At 68.2% G+C, this 18657-nt stretch carries 18 protein-coding genes; 12 read left to right on the forward strand and 6 right to left on the reverse strand.

What is annotated here, in order from left to right:
- Positions 1–9: 9 nt before the first annotated feature.
- The 3 genes from C882_RS17700 to C882_RS17710 all read left to right on the forward strand — a co-directional run bounded on the left by C882_RS17700 (position 10) and on the right by C882_RS17710 (position 4117).
- Positions 10–453 carry a response regulator gene (locus C882_RS17700; RefSeq protein WP_009542033.1) on the forward strand — a complete coding sequence of 148 codons (444 nt, stop codon included), beginning with the start codon at positions 10–12 and terminating at the stop codon, positions 451–453.
- A 102-nt stretch (positions 454–555) separates the two neighbouring features.
- Entirely contained in the window at positions 556–2934 is a 2379-nt protein-coding gene (locus C882_RS17705) for a Tex family protein (protein WP_009542034.1), read from the forward strand.
- 208 nt (positions 2935–3142) lie between these two features.
- Positions 3143–4117 carry a DUF1835 domain-containing protein gene (locus C882_RS17710; protein ID WP_009542035.1) on the forward strand — a complete coding sequence of 325 codons (975 nt, stop codon included), beginning with the start codon at positions 3143–3145 and terminating at the stop codon, positions 4115–4117.
- A gap of 216 nt (positions 4118–4333) precedes the next feature.
- Here the strand turns inward: C882_RS17710 and C882_RS17715 are convergent, their stop codons facing one another.
- The gene (locus C882_RS17715; RefSeq protein WP_009542036.1) at positions 4334–5107 is read right to left on the reverse strand and encodes a phosphodiesterase; all 774 of its coding nucleotides are present in this window, start codon (positions 5105–5107) and stop codon (positions 4334–4336) included.
- A gap of 103 nt (positions 5108–5210) precedes the next feature.
- Entirely contained in the window at positions 5211–5447 is a 237-nt protein-coding gene (locus C882_RS17720) for a sulfurtransferase TusA family protein (protein ID WP_009542037.1), read from the reverse strand.
- A 174-nt stretch (positions 5448–5621) separates the two neighbouring features.
- Between C882_RS17720 and C882_RS17725 the strand changes: the two genes are divergently transcribed.
- The 5 genes from C882_RS17725 to C882_RS17745 all read left to right on the forward strand — a co-directional run bounded on the left by C882_RS17725 (position 5622) and on the right by C882_RS17745 (position 9508).
- Positions 5622–6290: a fused MFS/spermidine synthase gene (locus C882_RS17725; RefSeq protein ID WP_009542038.1), complete on the forward strand. Its 669-nt coding sequence runs from the start codon at positions 5622–5624 to the stop codon at positions 6288–6290.
- Between the two features lie 107 nt (positions 6291–6397).
- Positions 6398–6727, forward strand: a complete 330-nt coding sequence (locus C882_RS17730) for a rhodanese-like domain-containing protein (protein ID WP_009542039.1) — start codon at positions 6398–6400, stop codon at positions 6725–6727.
- Between the two features lie 107 nt (positions 6728–6834).
- Complete coding sequence (locus C882_RS17735) at positions 6835–7758, forward strand: sulfite exporter TauE/SafE family protein (RefSeq protein ID WP_009542040.1); 924 nt, start codon at positions 6835–6837, stop codon at positions 7756–7758.
- Between the two features lie 191 nt (positions 7759–7949).
- Positions 7950–8537, forward strand: a complete 588-nt coding sequence (locus C882_RS17740; protein WP_009542041.1) for a universal stress protein — start codon at positions 7950–7952, stop codon at positions 8535–8537.
- A 107-nt stretch (positions 8538–8644) separates the two neighbouring features.
- The gene (locus tag C882_RS17745; RefSeq protein ID WP_009542042.1) at positions 8645–9508 is read left to right on the forward strand and encodes a fumarylacetoacetate hydrolase family protein; all 864 of its coding nucleotides are present in this window, start codon (positions 8645–8647) and stop codon (positions 9506–9508) included.
- A gap of 287 nt (positions 9509–9795) precedes the next feature.
- Here C882_RS17745 and C882_RS17750 read toward each other — a convergent pair whose 3' ends face one another.
- Both C882_RS17750 and otnI read right to left on the reverse strand, forming a co-directional pair.
- The gene (locus tag C882_RS17750) at positions 9796–11217 is read right to left on the reverse strand and encodes a hypothetical protein (protein WP_009542043.1); all 1422 of its coding nucleotides are present in this window, start codon (positions 11215–11217) and stop codon (positions 9796–9798) included.
- Between the two features lie 77 nt (positions 11218–11294).
- Positions 11295–12077 carry a 2-oxo-tetronate isomerase gene (otnI, locus tag C882_RS17755; protein ID WP_009542044.1) on the reverse strand — a complete coding sequence of 261 codons (783 nt, stop codon included), beginning with the start codon at positions 12075–12077 and terminating at the stop codon, positions 11295–11297.
- A 97-nt stretch (positions 12078–12174) separates the two neighbouring features.
- On the opposite strand from otnI, the gene hemN reads away from it, so the two are divergent.
- From hemN to C882_RS17775, 4 genes are all read left to right on the forward strand, one after another.
- Complete coding sequence (gene hemN, locus C882_RS17760) at positions 12175–13524, forward strand: oxygen-independent coproporphyrinogen III oxidase (protein WP_009542045.1); 1350 nt, start codon at positions 12175–12177, stop codon at positions 13522–13524.
- Between the two features lie 527 nt (positions 13525–14051).
- Positions 14052–14318: a hypothetical protein gene (locus tag C882_RS17765; protein ID WP_009542047.1), complete on the forward strand. Its 267-nt coding sequence runs from the start codon at positions 14052–14054 to the stop codon at positions 14316–14318.
- Positions 14319–14355: 37 nt separating this feature from the next.
- Positions 14356–16059, forward strand: coding sequence for a vanadium-dependent haloperoxidase (locus C882_RS17770; protein ID WP_009542048.1), 1704 nt, complete (start codon positions 14356–14358; stop codon positions 16057–16059).
- Between the two features lie 166 nt (positions 16060–16225).
- Positions 16226–16822 carry a rhodanese-like domain-containing protein gene (locus C882_RS17775; protein ID WP_009542049.1) on the forward strand — a complete coding sequence of 199 codons (597 nt, stop codon included), beginning with the start codon at positions 16226–16228 and terminating at the stop codon, positions 16820–16822.
- Between the two features lie 70 nt (positions 16823–16892).
- Here C882_RS17775 and C882_RS17780 read toward each other — a convergent pair whose 3' ends face one another.
- Together C882_RS17780 and C882_RS17785 are read right to left on the reverse strand one after the other, a co-directional pair.
- Entirely contained in the window at positions 16893–17732 is an 840-nt protein-coding gene (locus C882_RS17780; protein ID WP_009542050.1) for a formate/nitrite transporter family protein, read from the reverse strand.
- 209 nt (positions 17733–17941) lie between these two features.
- Positions 17942–18631 carry an orotate phosphoribosyltransferase gene (locus tag C882_RS17785; RefSeq protein WP_009542051.1) on the reverse strand — a complete coding sequence of 230 codons (690 nt, stop codon included), beginning with the start codon at positions 18629–18631 and terminating at the stop codon, positions 17942–17944.
- Positions 18632–18657 lie beyond the last annotated feature (26 nt).

Raw genomic sequence — 18657 nt, forward strand, 5'->3', positions numbered from 1 at the left:
AGACACGCCGTGCATCGCATCGCCGTCGTCGACGACAGCCTCGTCAGCGCTCTGCTGCTCAAGCACCTTTTGACCCGACTGCCCGACGTGGCGGTCGAGGCCTACCAGGACCCCATCGACCTGCTGGCCGTCTGCGCCAAGGGCGGTGTCGATCTGGTGGTGGCCGACTACCGGATGCCCGCCCTGGATGGGGCGACCCTCATCGACGCTCTGCGGCTGCTGCCCGGCTGCGAGGCCGTTCCGGTGGTCATCGTCAGCGGCCAGGCCGGCATTCGCGAGCGGGCGCTGTACGCGGGCGCCGCCGCCGTCCTGGGCAAGCCGGTGGAGCCCCTGTTCGTGCAGGAAGTCGTCGCCGGGCTGCTCGGCATCGAGGCCACCGCCCGGCCGGCGCTGCATGAAAATCGACCGACGGTGGTGGACGTGCTGGCCGAGGCCGTGCCGCCTTTGGCCTGATGCCCTCCCCGCGGCCAAGGTCAAGACTGGTTTTTGCCCGCCTGCTCGGCTACACAGCGCGCTTCCACCCTTCGCGTCCTGGACAGAACAGAGAGTGCGCGCGTGAGCCGATCCATCGCCCAGACCATCGCCACCGACCTCGGCATCCGCGAGGCCCAGGTGGCCGCCACCATCGAACTGCTCGACGGCGGCGCCACCGTGCCCTTCGTCGCCCGTTACCGGAAAGAGGTGACCGGCGGACTCGACGACACGCAGCTGCGCACCCTGGACGAGCGCCTGCGCTACCTGCGCGAGATGGAGGATCGGCGCGGCGCCATCCTCAAGTCCATCGACGAACAGGGCAAGCTGACCGACGCGCTGCGCAAGCAGATCGACGAGGCCGACAGCAAGGCGCGGCTGGAGGACCTCTACCTCCCCTACCGTCCCAAGCGCCGCACCAAGGCCATGATCGCCCGCGAACAGGGGCTGGAGCCGCTGGCCGACGGGCTGCTCGCCGACCCCTCGCAGGACCCGGAAACGGTGGCCGCCGGCTTCGTGGACGCCGAAAAGGGCGTCGCCGACACCAAGGCCGCGCTGGAGGGCGCCAAGCAGATCCTCATGGAGCGCTTCGCCGAGGACGCCGAGCTTGTGGGCTCCCTGCGTGAAGAGGTCTGGAGCACCGCGCGCCTCAAGGCCCGCGTGGTCGAGGGCAAGGAGCAGGAGGGCGCCAAGTTCTCCGACTACTTTGACTGGGGCGAGCCGATCCACAAGATCCCCTCGCACCGGGCGCTCGCCATGTTCCGCGGCCGCAAGGAAGAGTTCCTGTCGCTGACCCTGTCGGTGGACCCCGAGGACGGCGGCCCCGGGCGGTCGCACTTCGAGGACAAGGTGGCGCGCCGCTTCGGCATCGTCGACCAGGGCCGCCCGGCCGATGCGTGGCTCACCGAATGCGCCCGCTGGGCCTGGCGCGTTAAGATGAGCCTGCACATCGAGCTGGACCTGACCGGCCGCCTGTTCGAGGCGGCGGAAGAAGAAGCCATCAAGGTCTTCGCCAACAACCTGCGTGACCTGCTGCTGGCCGCCCCGGGCGGCATGCGCCCGACGCTGGCGCTTGACCCCGGCTTCCGCACGGGCGTCAAGGTGGCCGTCGTCGACGCCACCGGCAAGCTGATGGACACGGCGACCATCTACCCGCACGAGCCCAAGCGCCAGTGGGATCAGAGCCTCGCCGTCATCGCCGCGCTGTGCCAGAAGCACGGGGTGGAGCTGGTCGCCATCGGCAACGGCACCGCCAGCCGCGAGACCGACCGCCTGGTCGCCGACCTCATCCGCAACTACCCGGCGCTGAAGGTCACCAAGGTCATGGTGTCCGAGGCCGGCGCCTCGGTCTATTCGGCCAGCGAGTTCGCCGCCAAGGAATTTCCCGACCTGGACGTGTCCCTGCGCGGTGCGGTCTCCATCGGCCGCCGCCTGCAGGACCCGCTGGCGGAACTGGTGAAGATCGACCCCAAGAGCATCGGGGTCGGCCAGTACCAGCACGACGTCGGCCAGGGCAAGCTGGCCCGGTCGCTCGACAGCGTGGTGGAAGACTGCGTTAACGGCGTCGGCGTGGACATCAACACCGCCTCGGTGCCGCTGCTCGCCCGGGTCTCCGGCCTGGGCGAGAGCCTGGCGCGCAACATCGTCGCCTGGCGCGACGAGAACGGCGCCTTCCGTCAGCGCAAGCAGTTGAAGGACGTGCCGCGCCTGGGCCCCAAGGCCTTCGAGCAGGCGGCCGGCTTCCTGCGCATCACCGACGGCGGCGACCCGCTGGACCGATCGGCCGTGCACCCGGAAGCCTACCCCGTCGTGCGCCGGATCATCGAGGCGACGGGCACGCCCATCGACCAGCTCATCGGCAACGTCAAGCTGCTGCGCTCGCTGGACCCGGAGCGCTTCACCGACGAGACGTTCGGCGTGCCCACCGTCTCCGACATCCTGAAGGAACTGGAAAAGCCCGGCCGCGACCCGCGCCCCGAATTCAAGACCGCCGAGTTCAAGGAAGGCGTGGAGGAGATGAAGGACCTCAAGCCCGGCATGCTGCTGGAGGGCGTGGTGTCCAACGTCGCCAACTTCGGCGCCTTCGTGGACATCGGGGTGCACCAGGACGGGCTGGTGCACGTCTCCGCGCTCGCCGACCGCTTCGTCAAGGACCCGCGCGAAGTGGTGAAGCCAGGCGACATCGTGAAGGTGAAGGTGCTGGAGGTCGACCTGCCGCGCAAGCGCATCAGCCTGACCATGCGCCTGTCCGACCAGCCGGGCGCCGACAGCCGTCCGGGCGGCGGGGCCGCCAAGCCGTCCCCGGACGCGCGCGGCGGACGCGGCGGCCCCGGCAAGCCCGGCGGCAAGGGCGGCCCCAAGCGCGGCAATGGCGGCGGCGGGGGCACTCGGCCGCAGCAGGATGCCGGCGCCTTCGGTGGCGCTCTGGCGGAGGCCTTCGCCAAGGCCAAGGCCAAAAAATAAAAGTATCCAGGACAATTTTTCGACGCGGACGGAATACTTACTCCCATCTACGACGAAAGGTTGAATGCCGCGGTGCAGTAACCCCTGATTTATTTGCCCTCTTTCCAGCAGGGGGAAGTATCCGCTAGGGTATGCGAGGTGGGACGGTCGCGCCGTCGGCGCAACGACCGTCCCACGCCTCGTTTTCAACTGAACCGGAGGCGTGGGCATGATCACGCCGGACACGTTGCACATCCGCTGCGGATCGGACATCCGGGAAGCCCTGGCCCTCGGCGGGGTGCCCGGCGACTACCTGGAGTTCTCCGATCCCGTGTGCCAGGGTCCGCTGCCGCCGGGCATGGTCGATTCTGGCGACGCCCTGATCGAACGCCGCGCCCACTTCATCACCCGCGAATACGGGATGCCGCTGGGCGAGGCCATCCGCAAGCTCAAGGCCGAGTGGGAAGGCCTGAAGGCCGCGCGGGAGCGCGACAGCCTGGTGCTGTGGTTCGAGCACGACCTGTACGACCAGACCGTGCTGATCCGTGTCCTGTCCTGGCTGCGCCGCAACCCGCCCAAGGCGGGGTCCGAGGTGTCGCTGGTTACCATCGACCGGCATCCCGAGGTCACGGACCGCTTCATCGGCCTCGGCCAGTTGACGCCGACCCAGCTCGCCGCCCTGACGGAAACCGCCGTGCCGGTGGACGCGGCCATGCTGCGCGCGGCCTCAGACGCCTGGGCCGCCTTCCGCTCGCCCGACCCGGAAGAGGTGCAGATGCTGGCCGAGGCGGGCTCGACCCACCTGCCCTTCCTGTCGGCGGCCCTGCGGCGCCATCTTCAGGAGCTGCCGTGGACCCGCGACGGCCTCAGCCTGACCGAGCGCCTGGCCCTGCGCGCCGCCGCCTTCCGCCCGTCGTCGGATCGCGACCTGTTCCAGGCGGTGCAGCAGATCGACCCGCAGCCCTTCCTGGGCGACGCCATGTTCAACGCCGTGCTGCGCCGCCTGGAGGTTGCGCCGCGCCCGGCGCTGCGGCGCGATGATACCGGCCGCCTCGCACCCACCCGACAGGGCGAGGCCCTGTTGGCCGGCATGGGCGACTGGCTGGACTGGAACCCGCCGGAGCACTGGGTCGGCGCCGTCGACCTCGCCAACGACGCCCCGCCCTGGCGCTGGGACGAAGACGCCGGGTCGGTGGTGCGGTAAGGCCATCGACTGGTTCGCAGTGCCCGGTCGCCACCAGAGGAGTCGCAAGGGCGGCTGACGGAGCGTGTGGGTCCCTGCTTTCGCAGGGACGAAGGATTTTACTTAAGCTATTGTTTTAAAACACAAAAATGACCGTCATTCCTGCGAAAGCAGGAATCCACATCCGCTGCCGGCCATCCTGCATCTCTCCCGTCAGGGACTTCCCAACGTCCGGGATCAAACCGTCGCCGTGTGCGTCACCAGCCCGCCCGTCTTCGTCCACATGTGCATCTGAAAGCCCGGGGCCGCCGCCGGAACCAGACGGAAGTCCGCCCCCTCGCGAAGGTCGAGGGCGATCTCGAAGGAGGTCGAGGGCGCGGCGGTGACCGTGACGCCGTGCCAGCGGGTCGTCACCGGCCTGTGCAGGTGGCCGCACAGCACCCGCTCCACCTGCGGGTTGCCAGACAGGACGGACGCCAGCGCGTCCGCCCCCTCCATGGGGCTGCGGTCGAAGGGTGCGAGGCCTGTCAGGAAGGGGACATGGTGCATGAACAGCACGGTGGGGACGCCCCGCGCCTCCTCCAGCGTGCGTTCCAGCCAGTACAGCCGGTCCAGGCACAACCGCCCGCCGTCGTGGCCCTCGCGCAGGGTATCCAGGCCCACGAGCCGCACCGGAAACCCATCCACCGCATACTGCAGATAGCCGCTTTCCGGCAGATAGCCGTCCTGGCCGAACGCGGCGCGCAGGGCCTCGCGGTCGTCATGGTTGCCGGGAATGACGAAATACGGCACCTGCAAGTGCGACAGGATGCCGCGCAGGTGGTCGTAGTCCGCCGGGCCGCCGTCGTTGACCAGATCGCCGGTCACAAGCACAAGGTCGGGAGCCGGCGACGCGGCATTGAGCGCCCGCACCACCTTGAGCAGCCGCGCCGACGAATCGCCGCCCGGCTCGTGCTCCGGCGCCGCCTGGACGTGCGTGTCGGTGATCTGCGCGATCATCATGGACGGCATGGCGGTGTCCTCCCCTCCCTCACTCCGGCCCGAGTCGCCGGCGGCATCTTAAACCGGGGGCCAGGGGCAACCAACCCGGAAGAGAGGGATTTGTCTAAAATTTTCAACTTTTGCGGATCAGGAAGCCGAACACCTCGCCGTCCTCCCACTGGCGCTCCAGCACGTGCCCGGTCTGGGCACAAAGGCTTTTGAAGTCCGGCACCGCGCCGGGGTCCGTGGCGTGAACCTCCAGCAGTTGGCCGGACGCCAGGGCGTTCAGCGCCTTCTTGGCCCGCAGGACGGGCAGCGGGCATTGCAGGCCGCGCACGTCCAGCAGCGTGTCGGCGGCGGTGTCGGTCATGGCCGGGACTCCTCTTCTTTTGCAAGGGCGGGCAGGCCGTCCCATAATAGAAGCCGGAGCGCACCCGCGAAACACCGGCGAAGGGCCGTGCCGGCCCGCGACGTACCGCCGCGCCTTCGCCACGACGCGCGCCGCCACCACCGCCCCGTCATCCCGAGCCAGAGGCGCCGGCCGATGCCCCGAGACGGCTTTCCCGACGACAACCTGTCCGTCCGCGGCAGCGGCCTGCGGATGGGCCTTTACGCCGTGGCCCTGGCGCTGGGCGGCGGGGCCGTCGCTGCCATCGCCTGCGCCGGATCGTGGCTGTTGGCGGCGTCGGGCGACCCGCGCTGGCCGGCGGAGGCCGGAAGCGTCCTGTTGGGGCTGGCCGCAGGCGTGTGGCTGGGCGGATGGCTGTCGGGCCCTCTGTCCACGCTGCGCGGCACCCTGCGGCGCCTGGCGGCGGCGCTGGGCGCAGCGGCCGTGACCACGGTGGGAGCCGCAGCCCTGCCGCAGACCGCCATGCGGACGGTGGAGGCCATGGCACTGGCGCCCGAGGCGCAGCCCGTCGTCCTTTCCCTGGCCCTGCTGCTGCCGCCCAGCCTGTGCGCCGGTGCCGCGCTCGCCATGCTGCTCAAGCTGGCGGTGGACGAACGCCCGCTGGCGCGCGGCCCGGCGCTGGGCGCCATGCTGGCCAGCGGCACGCTGGGCGGGTTCGGCGGCACGCTGACGGCCGACATGCTGGCCCTGCCGCGCATGGGCGCGGCCGGGACGGTGATGGTGGCCGGCCTGGCTTTCGCGGCCCTGGCGCTGGTCTTCGTTCTGGCCGAGCCCCGCCCGGCACCACCGCCCGACCGCGCCTGACGCCGGCATGCGACCGTCAAGCCCCTTGTCCCGACGGCGCCGCGCCCCCATTCTTCCGCTGACGCAATCGTTTCCGCCCCCAGACGCGAGAGAGGACCCCGCGCCCCATGACCACGGTTCGCATGACCACGCCCGAGGAAGTGAAGACCTGGATCGACGAAGGCTCGGCCGTCATCGTCGACGTGCGCGAGCCGCACGAGTTCGCGCAGGCCCACATTCCCGGCGCCCGGATGGTGCCGTTGTCGCGCTTCGATCCCGCCGCCCTGCCCGAGGTGCCGGCGGACAAGCACCTGGTCCTGCACTGCGCCAGCGGCGTGCGCTGCGGCACGGCGGCCTCGGCGCTCAAGGCCTCGGGCTTTCAGGGCGACATCAACCGCCTGGAAGGCGGCATCATCAACTGGTACCGATCCGGCGGTGCCCTGGAATCCGGCGAATGACTTGCATCTGCCTCTTTCTTCCGTGGGCCGGACGCGATAGCGTTGCGGCAGCGCGTCGGTCGGCGCGCTTCCCCGAACACTGACGCGCCGCCGCCGAACCGCCCTTCATGGACATCTACCTTCCCGTCGCCAACCTGACCGAGAACGTCCTGCTCCTGTTCGGAGTCGGCGGCCTTGTGGGGGTGTTGTCGGGCATGTTCGGCGTGGGCGGCGGTTTCCTGCTGACCCCCCTGCTCATTTTCCTGGGCATCCCCCCCACCGTCGCCGTCGGCACCGGCGCCAACCAGGTGGTCGGCGCCTCGGTTTCGGGCGTGCTGGCCCACTGGCGGCGCGGCAACGTCGACGTGAAAATGGGCATGGTCCTGCTGCTGGGCGGCCTGGCCGGCTCCACCCTCGGTGTGTGGCTGTTCGCGCTGCTGCGCCAGGTCGGCCAGGTGGAACTGGTGGTGCAGATCCTCTACGTCGTCATGCTGGGGATCATCGGCGGCCTCATGCTGTTCGAAAGCCTGCAGCAGATCCGCCGGCGGCGCGGCGGGCGACGCCCCAAGAGCCGCAAGATGCACCGCCACGCCTGGGGCCAGAACATGCCGTTCAAGGTCCGCTTCCGGCGCTCGCGGCTTTACATCAGCGTCATCCCGCCCTTTGCCATCGGCGCCTTCGTCGGCATCCTGTCGGCCATCATGGGTGTGGGCGGCGGCTTCATCATGGTGCCCGCCATGATCTACCTGCTGGAGATGCCGACCGCCGTGGTCGTCGGAACGTCGCTGTTCCAGATCATCTTCGTCGCGGCGAACGTCACCTGGCTGCAGGCCAGCGCCAACCACGCCGTGGACGCCGTTCTGGCGGTGATCCTGCTGGCGGGAGGAGTGGTCGGCGCCCAGTTCGGCGCGCGCATCGGCTATAAGCTCAACGCCGAGCAGATGCGCAGCATGCTGGCGCTGATCGTGCTGGCGGTAGCCGGAAAGCTGCTGTTCGACCTGGTGACTCGGCCCGCCGATCTCTACAGCCTGGGCCTGCCGCCGACGGCCTGAACGGCCCCATAGCCGCACCGGTGCGGCGGTCTTCCGGTGTAGCTGTACCTCCTTGCGCTGCAACAATCGAGCAATGGGCGTGGATGCGGCCCTCTCTGTTTGTCTTGGCCTGATTCCGTTGCCATGATGGAGGCCGAGCACGAGCGGAGCCGACGCAAAAGAATTCGGCCCGACTGCCGGGAGGAACCGCAATGCAGATCGCGCAATGGGCCGCCCTGGGCGGTGGCCGCTTCTTTCCGTCCCGCGAGGCCCCGCCCCCATCGGCGCCGGAGGCCGATCCGGTCGATGGCCGGACGACCCTCGCCAGCAAGCCGCAGGGCCGCCGGGCCTTTCTGGTGGTGGTCGACGACAGCCCCGAAATGACCGCCGCCGCCCGCTTTGCCGCCCGCCGCGCCGCCCGCTCCGGCGGCCGCGTGGCGCTGCTGTCGGTGGTGGAGCCGGTGGACGGCGGCCACTGGATGTTCGTCGGCAACCTGATGGCCGAGGAAGCCCGCGAGGACGCCGAGCGGCGCCTTCAGCAAGTGGCCGCCACGGTCCATGCCTGCTCGGGCGAGCGCCCCGAACTGATCGTCCGCGAGGGCAGCCTGAAGGAACAGCTGTTCAAGCTGATCGAAGAGGATGACGAGATATCCATCCTCGTCCTGGGCGTGGCCGCCAACGGCGAGGGACCGGGGCCGCTGGTGCAGTCGCTGACCGGCAAGAACGCCGGCAAGCTGCGCATTCCCGTCACCATCGTCCCCGGAGACCTGTCGGACGCGGAACTGGAGGCCCTGACCTGAAGGGTTGGTGACCCCGCCGTCTTAGGTCCATGGTCGTCTTCCGGTCGGGGGGCGGGCGCTGCTATAGTGCGCGCCCGACACCGGTTCGCCGACCAGGAGACGCCTGCATGAAATTGTTGCGATTCGGCCCGCGCGGCGCCGAAAAGCCCGGACTGCTCGACACCACGGGCACGATCCGCGACCTGTCCGCCCTGGTGGACGACATCACCCCAGCCCTGATGACCGCCGACGACTGGACCCGCCTGCGCGCCGCCGCCGCCGACGCGGGGTCGCTGCCGGCCGTGGCCGCCGCCGATGCCGCCCGGCTGGGCCCGCCGGTGGCGGGCGTGGGCAACATCCTGTGCATCGGGCTGAACTATCGGGACCACGCCGCCGAGACCGGCTCGCCCGAGCCGACCGAACCCATCGTCTTCAACAAGCACACCAGCGCCCTGTCCGGCCCCGACGATCCCCTGCCCCTGCCGCGCGGCTCGCTGCGCACCGACTGGGAGGCGGAACTGGGCATCGTCATCGGCAAGCCCTGCAACGGCGCGCGCGAGCGGGATGCGCTGGACCATGTGGCGGGTTTCTGCGTGGGCAACGACGTGTCCGAGCGCACCTACCAGTTCGACCGCGGCGGCCAGTGGATCAAGGGCAAAAGCTGCCCCGGTTTCTGCCCGCTGGGCCCCTGGCTGGTGACGCCCGACGAGATCGACGACCCGCAAGACCTGGGGGTGTGGCTGGAGGTCAACGGCGAGCGCATGCAGGACGGTTCCACGCGCGACATGGTGTTCGGCGTCGCCCATCTGATCAGCTACCTCAGCCGCTTCTTCACGCTGATGCCGGGCGACGTGATCCTGACCGGCACGCCGGCGGGCACCGGCATGGGGCACAAACGCTACCTCAAGCAGGGCGACGAAATGCGCCTCGGCATCGACGGCCTGGGCGAGCAGCGCCAAAAGGTGGTGGAGAACGCCTTCGCGGCGGTGTGAGAACGGGCCGTTCCTGGCGGGGTGTTGACGTCCTATGCTGCGGCTTCAGCGGCTGCCGATCGATGTGAAACACCAAGGCATCAAGACACCAAGGCTTTCCGGCTGCGCCGGAAGTGAATGCGAGGGAGCCACGGGCTCCCTCGCGCTCCCTCGATGACTTAATCATCATCAACCTCCGCAAACCGGGACAAGACGGCAAACGGAGTGATGATGGCGCGCCTTCGCGCGCTGTCTTGCTGCCTTGGTGTCTTGGTGGCCTCGCCGCACCCCGGCAGGACAGAACCGCCCTACCCCAGCTTTTCCAGCTCGCCCTTGCGCAGCGACTCGAACAGGCCGGCGCAGACCATGCGCAGGTCCTCGGCGTTCTTGATGCTGCCCTGGCCCGACTGGGCATCGGCCTGGTAGTTGAAGCTGTTGTTGAACTTGGCCGGGATGGTCTGCCAGATCTTCAGGCGCTTGGGGTCGTTGCAGATGCGCGCGAAGGTTTCCTCGTCGGGGAACTCCTCGGCGGCGAACACCATGATGTCGCGGCCAAGCTCGCGGTTGTTGATCTGCTCCAGCACGCGGCTGACCGGCGGCGGGATGTGCTGCGTCAGGTGGCCGAGCGCCGGCGCCACATGTTCGGGCACGTTCATGACGTTGCGCAGCCGCTCGGGCTCGTCAAACAGGGTCCACAGCCCGTCGCCGAAAATGGGGGTCAGGCGGCGGATGGTGGCGTCGACGTTCGCACCCTGCTTGAGGACCTCCTTCAGGCCGGTGGCGTGTTCGGTCACCAGGCTTTCGAAGGTGCGGCTCTCCAGGGCGGCGATCTCGGGCTCCATCTCGTCGAGCTTGCGCTGCTGGGCCTGGGTGATCTTGCCGCGCTGGCCCGGCTTGGCCACCGGCACGCCGAGGCGCGTTTCCGCATAGGCCCGGCTGACGCCGCGCAGCACCGAGATGTCGGCGCTCTTGAGCGCCAGCACGGGTTCCAGTTCCTCGGGCGTGCGGAAGAAGCGCAGCAGGCCGCCCAGCGCCTCCGCCTGGGCGGCGCGCAGGCGGGCATAGGCGCGCACCATGGAGAACTGCCATTCCTCGCGCAGGTGCGGCTTGATGATCAGGTAGACGCCGTGACCGGGGTAGTACTCGCGGAATTCACGGGCGTCGAAGGTTTTTTCGCCCGAGATCAGCTTGCGCGTCGCCACCGAGATGCGGCCGCCGATGGACTTGCGCTCCTGCGCTTCCTCCTTGGCGTGGCGCTTGGCCTCGCGCTTGGCCTCCTTCTCCGCCCACGCCCGTTCCATGCGGTCGAGGTAGATGCGCGTCGCCCCCATGAGGTGGGCGCGCATCACCTCGTTGTAGGTGCGGCCGCAGGGGGCGATGGGGGTCTGGCGGTCCTGCACGACGGCCTCTCCACCGCCGTCCTTGGCGAGGAAGAACGGCCTGAACTGCGGCGATTCGCGCAGCTCCCAGACCATGTTCAAAAGCGCCGGCACGGTTTCGGGCAGGTCGCCCAGCACGTCGTCGACTCGGCGGCGCTCGCCCAGCGACTGGATGAAGTCCTGGCGACCGGCCTTTTCCAACAGCTTGAACAGCGCCTCGTAGCCCTTCTGCGCACGCTGGCGCAGTTCCGGACAGGCGCGGCGCTCCGACCCCGCCGAGGCCGACGACGGCCGGCCGCCGGAGGGCGCCTTCGCGGGTTTTGCCTGAGCTGTGTTACGCGCTGGAGACACGATGCGGCTTCTCCTGAACCCTTCCCACGGCACCGGGTGCGTGCCAGCGGCAGGGTATACCGCCTACCCCCAAAGGTCTAGCCAATGCCCCATTCTTTTGCCCAACGCAAGCCGGTGCGGGTGTTGATGCGCGGCTTGTACTCGCAGCCGATCCAGCCGTTGTAGCCGTGCGCGTCGATCAGATTGAACAGGTAGCGGTAGTTGATCTCCGAGTTCGCGTCGGGCTCGTGCCGGCCGGGAACGCTGGCGACCTGCATGTGCGCGATGCGCGCCATGTTGGCCTCCAGGAAATCCGTCAGGCCGCCCTGCACCATCTGGGCGTGGTACAGGTCGTACTGCAGGTACAGGTTCTTGTGGTCGACCGCCTCCAGCACCGTCAGGGCATCCTCGGGCCGGGTCATGAAGTAGCCGGGCATGTCCACGGGATTGATCGGCTCGATCAGGATCTTCACGTCCTGGGCCAGCGCCTCGTCGGCGGCATAGGCCAGGTTGGCGACATAGGTGTCGAAGGCGGCGTCGATGTCGTCCTCGTCGACGATGCCGGCCATGACGTGCAGGCGCGGGCAGTCGAGCAACTCTGCGTAGTGCAGAGCCAGTTCCAGCCCGTCGCGGAACTCCTGCTCGCGGCCCGGCACGGCGGCCAGTCCGCGCTCCCCGGCTTCCCAATCGCCGGGCGGGGCATTAAATAGAACCATCGATAGTTCCGCGCAGGCGACCATGTCGGCCAGCCGGGCGGCATCCACGTGGTAGGGAAACTGGATTTCCACGCCCTTGAATCCCACCTCCTTCGCGGCGGTGATCCGCTCGGGCAGGGGCAGGTCGGTGAACAGCGTGGACAGGTTGGCGGCGAAACGAGGCATGGCCCCTCCGGTTGACGACGCGCTAGACTAGCCGCACGGTAGCGGGATGCCAACGCCGGCACCACCGCCAAAAACAGGTGGAAACACAAGAGGACCCATGCGACACGATCTCGTCGAGAAGTACGACCTGCGGCTGCCGCGCTACACGTCGTACCCCACCGCGCCCCATTTCACCCCGCAGGTGACGGGCGAGACCTACGGCGCGTGGCTGAAGGAGTTGCCTCTCGACACCGAGTTGTCGCTCTACTTCCACATCGCCTACTGCGCGGAGATGTGCTGGTTCTGCGGCTGCCACACCAAGATCACCAAGCGCTACGACCCCATCGCCGTCTACCTGGAGGCCCTGCTGGCCGAGGTGGACCTGGTGGCATCGAAGCTGCCCGGCCGCTTCAAGGCCAAGCACGTGCACTTCGGCGGCGGCACGCCGTCCATCCTGACGGGCGAGGACTTCAAGCGCGTCATGGACAAGGTGCGCGAGCACTTCGACCTGACGCCCGAGGCCGAGGTCGCCATCGAGCTGGACCCCCGCACCGCCGACGAGGACTACATCATCGCCATGCGCGAGGCCGGCGTCACCCGCGCCAGTCTGGGCGTGCAGGACTTCAACCTAAAGGTCCAGGAGGCGGTGAACCGCGTCCAGCCCTACGACCTGGTGGCCGAGATCGCGAGCCTCTTGCGCAAGCACGGCATCAGCGAACTCAACATGGACCTGATCTACGGCCTGCCCTACCAGACCACCGACAGCGTGGTGGAGACCATCGACCAGGCCATCACGCTGAAGCCCCGGCGCATCAGCCTGTTCGGCTATGCCCACGTGCCCTGGATGCGCAAGCACCAGACGCTCATCCCCGACGAGGCCCTGCCCGGCATGGGCGAGCGCTGGAGCCAGTACGAGGCCGCCCAGGACCGCCTGAAGGAGCACGGATACGTCGCCGTCGGCCTGGACCACTTCGCCGCGCCCGACGACGAGATGGCCGAAGCCCTGGCCAACCACACCCTGCACCGCAACTTCCAGGGCTACACCACCGACACGGCGACGACCCTTCTGGGCTTCGGCGCATCCGGCATCGGCTGGCTGCCGCAGGGGTATGTGGTGAACGACGGCGGCATCCACGCCTACCAGCGCATGGTGCACGACGGCCTGCTGCCGACGGCGCGCGGCCGGGGCATCGACGACGAAGACCGCCTGCGCCGCGACGTGATCGAGCGCCTGATGTGCGACCTGGAGGTCGACCTGGCCGCCGTCTGCGCGCCGCATGGTGTCGACCCGTCGCACTTCACGCCCGAGATCGAGGCCATGAAGGACCTGGAGGACGACGGCGTGCTCATCCGCACCGACTGGCACCTGCGCGTCACCGACGACGGCCGCCCGCTGGTGCGCGCCGTGGCCGCAAAGTTCGACCAGTACCTGAAGGCCGGCGAGCAGCGGCATTCCAAGGCAGTCTAGCGCGCAGGCTCATACCGGAAGAGCAAAGGGCGTCCGTGGTCTCGCGGACGCCCTTTTCCTTTGCCGGGCCGGTCGTTCGGCGAGGCGCGCCTGCTCTCGCATTTGTGATCCGGGCCAGACGGCGGCGGTACGGAAACACCTACCACCGTCGGAGGAGCCGCCGGCGCCCGGGCAGCGCCCTGCGGGCTCCGCACGGGCGGCTCCCGGAACGGTTCGAGGGCGCCAGGATGCTCGTAATCCCGAGTCGCGGACGGTCTTTCGGTCCCGGGTCCTAATTCCGGCGCGAAGGCGGTGCGCCGCAGGACCGACCCTCCACCGATTCCTATCGCGTGCACGCATGCGCTGTTTGCGCATTACCGTGATGCCTGTGGCTGTCGGTACATTATTACCGGAAGATGCTCTTGTTCGAGTAATCGGCAGGAAAAGACGTAAAGGCCGCAAAAAAACCTGTGAACGGCCACGCCAATAGCGATGTGGATTTACATCGGGCGGCTTGACTGAACCTTGGCACGGCAAGGAGACGGGTCATGGACGAACAGACGAAACCGTGGTGGCAGTCGCGGGCCGTGTGGGGCGGCATCGTCGCCCTTGGCGCGACCATCCTCCAGGCGATCAACCCGCAACTGCAACTCGACGATGAGACCCGGGGCGGCCTCGTGGACGCCCTCCTTGCCGTCGCTCAGGGGGCCGGCGCGCTGATGGCCATCTACGGCCGCGTCGCAGCGAAGAACCGCGTCAGCGTCCGCAGCGGCCCGCAAAAGGACACGCCGCCGACCCAGCCGAACGCGGCCTGACCAATCACGACAACTCGTGGGACACGGAGGCAGTATCATGCCTGAAGACGTCAAGCAGATGCCGCAACAGGGACAGGGTCCGGCGGCGTCCACCCGTCACGACGACGCACGCGACCTGCGCGAGAGAGGCGCGGCCATGGCCCATGGCCGGGCGCCGCACGACCACGATTACGAGGCCGATCCCGCACCGGATGACCTCGCGACCTGGCGCTTCACCAAGGGGCTGACCGGCCGCGACAGCGAGGGCGTCCTGGACCCCGACCGGTACCGCACCTTCGCGGCCATGCTCCGGGACCTGCGCACGGGCATGGTGTTCGGCCAGGCGACCGGGCGGATTGCCTGGGGCGGTCCGCAGGCATCACCCTACCAGCATGTGGAGACCGTGCTCGGGGGCCTGGCCGGCGGCCGCAAGATGGTCAACCCCCTGGCCGGCATGGCGTTCGACCTGCAGGGGGCCGATGCCCACGACTTCTCGATTCCGCAGCCTCCGGGACATACCGCCGGGTCGGTGGCCGAGCGCGACTGGGAGATGGCTGAACTCTACTGGATGGCGCACCTGCGCGACGTGCCCTTCACCGCCTGGGACAACAGCGTCGAGATCATGCGTGCCGCCCAGGCGCTGGAGCATCCGTCCAAGCCGCCGACCGTCTGCACCACGTTGACGTCGCGGTCGCTGTTCCGCGGGCTGACCGGCGGCGATCACGCCGGCCCCTACATCTCGCAGTTCCTGCTGCGTGACATTCCTTACGGCACACTCGACATCCAGCAGCGCAACCGCGCCGCCCCGCGCGGCAAGGACTACATGACCGACTGGCAGTCGTGGCTGGACGTGCAGAACGGCACGGATGTGTATCCCGGCTACAAGGCGCTGAACGAACGGCGCTACCTGTCGTGCCTGCGCGACCTGGCGACCTATGTGCACTTCGACCAGCTTTACGAGGCCTATCTGAATGCGGCGCTGATCATGGTCAGCAACCCCAATGAGTTCCCGCTGAAACCGGGGCTCGGGTATGGCGCCGCCGACAAGCAGCAGGGGTTTGGGACCCTGGGCGGGCCACACATCCTGAGCCTGGTGACCGAGATCGCCACGCGGGCGCTGAAGGCGGTGTGGTTCCAGAAATGGTACGTCCACCGCCGCATGCGGCCGGAAGAATTCGGCGGCCGCATCTACGCGCAGATCCACAAGGGCCGCAACTTCGGCATTTCCATCACCGGACCGCTGGAGGCCGCGCTCGAACCCTTTGACGGCCGCGAACTGCTGCCCATGGCGTTCCCCGAGGGATCGCCGACCCATCCCGCCTATGGCGCCGGCCATGCGACGGTCGCCGGTGCCTGCGTCACCATCCTCAAGGCCTTCTTCGCCGAGGACCAGCCCATACAGAACGCGGTCCAGGCCAACGCGCTCGGCGATGCCCTGGAGCCCTATCTGGGCGGCGATCTGCTGGCCATGACCGTTGGCGGCGAGTTGAACAAGTTGGCAGCCAACATCTCCATCGGCCGCAACGCCGCCGGCGTTCACTGGCGCAGCGACTATACGGAGTCCATCATTCTGGGCGAGCGTATCGCGCTGACGGTCCTGCAGGAGCAGTCGCTGTGCCTGGCGGAGACGGGCGCGGCGTTCTCGCTGACGCTGTACGACGGCACGCCGATCACCATCGAGAACGGCGACATCTTGGCGGGCGGGCAGCCCTACGAAATCCAGCGCGTCCGCACCACGTTCGGCGCTCCCTGCACCGCATGAGGGGCCGGCCGGCAAAATGCCGAAAGGGGTGTCGCCGGGGGCGGCACCCCTCCTTTTTTCCCGGCGCCGGCGTCCCGGATTTCCCCTTCCTGACGCTTTCGCTTGTCTGTACAGTGGACTTCTAAATTAGAAAAAAACGATCCACACGATCAGGGAGACGTTCACCATGCGCTTCATCGCCATCGCCATGGCGGGCCTGCTCGCGTTCGCCGCGCCGGCCGCCGCCGAGGACGAAGTCCGCATCACCGGTGACCTGCTGGAATTCCAGGTGGAGGGCCCGGACGGCCCGATTACCGTCAAACGCATCCAGGACCAGGAAAACGAGATCACCGGCTACTACGCCATGACCTCGCGCAAGTGCCCGCCGTTCTGCATCCAGCCCATGGAGGCCGCGCCGGGCGTGAAAACCATCGGCGAGTTGGAGATGGTCGACCTCATGCGTGACCCCGACGCCATGGTGATCGACGCCCGGACGCTCGACTGGCATGTGAAGGAGACCATTCCCGGCTCCGTCAACATTCCCTACACCGAGGTCGCCTCGCGCCTGGACGAACTGGGCTGCGAGAAGGGCGACTCGGGCTGGAACTGCGAGAACGCCAAGGACGTGGCGCTGTACTGCAACGGCCTGTGGTGCGGCCAGTCGCCCATGGCGATCAAGGCCATGGTCCGCGAAGGCTACCCGCCGGAAAAGATCAACTACTACCGCGGCGGCATGCAGGCCTGGAAGGTGCTGGGCTTCAACACCGTGGAAGGCATGATGTAGGCCGCCAGCTGCATCTGCACCTTGGCCGGGGCGCCCCGATCGGTGGGGCGCCCCCTTTCGCGGCGGCGGCTCAATCCATCTCGCCCTTCAGCTCCTTCTTCACCTGCCCGTATGCGAGCAGCGAGAACAGCCCGGTTCCGCCGATCACGTTGCCGATGAAGGCGGCCGATATGAACGACACCACCTTCACGGCGTCCGCTTCGCCGACGGCCCACAGGTGGAAGGCCTCCGTCGCGCCGGCAATGACATGGGAATAGCCGCCCAGCGCGATCATGTAGGTCAGAAGCACCACGATCCAGATCTCGAACCCGCGCGAGTTGGGCAGCAGCCACACCACCGCCGCGATGATGAAGCCGGCCGTCACGCCCCTGCGCACGGTTTCTCCCCATCCATGCTCCAGGATGGGCGCCGACACCTTGGTGAAGGCGTCCAGTTGCTCGGGCGAGGCCAGGCCGCCGAACACGGCGATGAAGACGGCAAAGGCCGTGCCCACCATGTTGGCGACGAAGACCACCGTCCACAGCCGCGCCGTGGCGCGCAGGGCGTTGGGCGTGGTGCGGGCAAAGACGGGCAGGACGGCGGTGATGGTGTTCTCGGTGAACAGTTGCAGCCGGCCGATCACCACGATCACGAAGCCGATTGTGTAGCCCAGGCTGGCGATGGCGTGGTGCCATGGGCCCTGCGGCACATGCTGGTACAGCAGGCCCTCGCTGACGACCGACATGCTGATGGCGATGCCGGCGGCGAAGCCCGACCACCACAGCGACACCACGGGCCGCCGAAGCTCTGACTCACCATCGGACCGGATGATCTGGTAGATGGCCGACGCCGTCAGCCGGGCACGCTCAGCCTTGGACGGTTCGCCGGTCTTGGTTTCCTCGGGCTGTTCGCCCATGTCGCCATTCTTCATGGCTGAGGGGGGTCTCCTGACGGCGGGGAAGGATGGGCTCATATACGCGTCGATGATTGGAATCATCGACGCTGCGTTCAGGCGGCATGCAGCCTCACGCGCCAGAAGGCGCGGCGGCCAGTCGGCCTTGCCGGGCGACGAGTCTACGACTTCGTGTGTCGCCCGGTGTCACTCATGAAACGCCCTACAGACCTTCCCGCTGCCGTGGATCACTCCTCCTTGCCGCCGTGGGCGCGCGACCAGCCGATGGGATCGTCGAAAAAGGCCCGCACCTCGTCCAGCGAGGCGATGTCGAAGCGCTTCTGCTCGGCGGCGACCTCCAGCACGTCCCACCAGTTGGCCAGGTAGTGAAGCCGGATGCCCTGCTTGAGCATGTCTTCTTCCGCGCCCGGAATAATGCCGTAGAAGAATGGCACGAAGGTGTGGGCGCACTCGGCCTCGGCCTTGCGGATGGCATCGGCGAAGACGACCTTCGATCCGCCGTCGGTCGCCAGATCTTCCACCAGCAGCACCTTTCCGCCGGGCTTCAGCTCACCCTCGATCTGAGCCATGCGGCCGAACCCCTTGGGCTTCTTGCGCACGTACAGCATGGGCAGCATGAAGGCGTCGGCGATCCAGGCGGCATAGGGGATGCCGGCCGTCTCGCCGCCCGCGATGTGGGTCAGGCTTTCGGTGCCGATCTCGCGCTCGATGCATTCGCGCGCCAGTTCCACGATGCGGCGGCGGGCGCGCGGGAAGGCGATGACCTTGCGGCAGTCGATGTAGACGGGGCTCGCTCGGCCGGAGGTGAGGATGTAGGGCTCCTCGGGCCGGAAATTCACGGCCTCGATCTCCAGCAGGATGCGGGCGACGGCCAGTCCGGCCTCTTTCTGGGCTGGCGTGCGGGATGCGGCGTCCATGGCGGCGGCTCTCTTCGGGAAAAAGG

It is taken from the genome of Caenispirillum salinarum AK4 (assembly GCF_000315795.1).
Taxonomy (GTDB): domain Bacteria; phylum Pseudomonadota; class Alphaproteobacteria; order Rhodospirillales; family Rhodospirillaceae; genus Caenispirillum; species Caenispirillum salinarum.

Bases quoted from the DNA above. Each gene is read 5' to 3' on its own strand.
- C882_RS17730 (WP_009542039.1), top strand. From the start codon at position 6,398: ATGACCACGGTTCGCATGACCACGCCCGAGGAAGTGAAGACCTGGATC.
- C882_RS17770 (WP_009542048.1), top strand. From the start codon at position 14,356: ATGCCTGAAGACGTCAAGCAGATGCCGCAACAGGGACAGGGTCCGGCG.
- hemN (WP_009542045.1), top strand. From the start codon at position 12,175: ATGCGACACGATCTCGTCGAGAAGTACGACCTGCGGCTGCCGCGCTAC.
- otnI (WP_009542044.1), bottom strand. From the start codon at position 12,077: ATGCCTCGTTTCGCCGCCAACCTGTCCACGCTGTTCACCGACCTGCCC.
- C882_RS17785 (WP_009542051.1), bottom strand. From the start codon at position 18,631: ATGGACGCCGCATCCCGCACGCCAGCCCAGAAAGAGGCCGGACTGGCC.
- C882_RS17710 (WP_009542035.1), top strand. From the start codon at position 3,143: ATGATCACGCCGGACACGTTGCACATCCGCTGCGGATCGGACATCCGG.
- C882_RS17745 (WP_009542042.1), top strand. From the start codon at position 8,645: ATGAAATTGTTGCGATTCGGCCCGCGCGGCGCCGAAAAGCCCGGACTG.
- C882_RS17740 (WP_009542041.1), top strand. From the start codon at position 7,950: ATGCAGATCGCGCAATGGGCCGCCCTGGGCGGTGGCCGCTTCTTTCCG.
- C882_RS17725 (WP_009542038.1), top strand. From the start codon at position 5,622: ATGCCCCGAGACGGCTTTCCCGACGACAACCTGTCCGTCCGCGGCAGC.
- C882_RS17720 (WP_009542037.1), bottom strand. From the start codon at position 5,447: ATGACCGACACCGCCGCCGACACGCTGCTGGACGTGCGCGGCCTGCAA.
- C882_RS17780 (WP_009542050.1), bottom strand. From the start codon at position 17,732: ATGAAGAATGGCGACATGGGCGAACAGCCCGAGGAAACCAAGACCGGC.
- C882_RS17735 (WP_009542040.1), top strand. From the start codon at position 6,835: ATGGACATCTACCTTCCCGTCGCCAACCTGACCGAGAACGTCCTGCTC.
- C882_RS17715 (WP_009542036.1), bottom strand. From the start codon at position 5,107: ATGCCGTCCATGATGATCGCGCAGATCACCGACACGCACGTCCAGGCG.
- C882_RS17775 (WP_009542049.1), top strand. From the start codon at position 16,226: ATGCGCTTCATCGCCATCGCCATGGCGGGCCTGCTCGCGTTCGCCGCG.
- C882_RS17765 (WP_009542047.1), top strand. From the start codon at position 14,052: ATGGACGAACAGACGAAACCGTGGTGGCAGTCGCGGGCCGTGTGGGGC.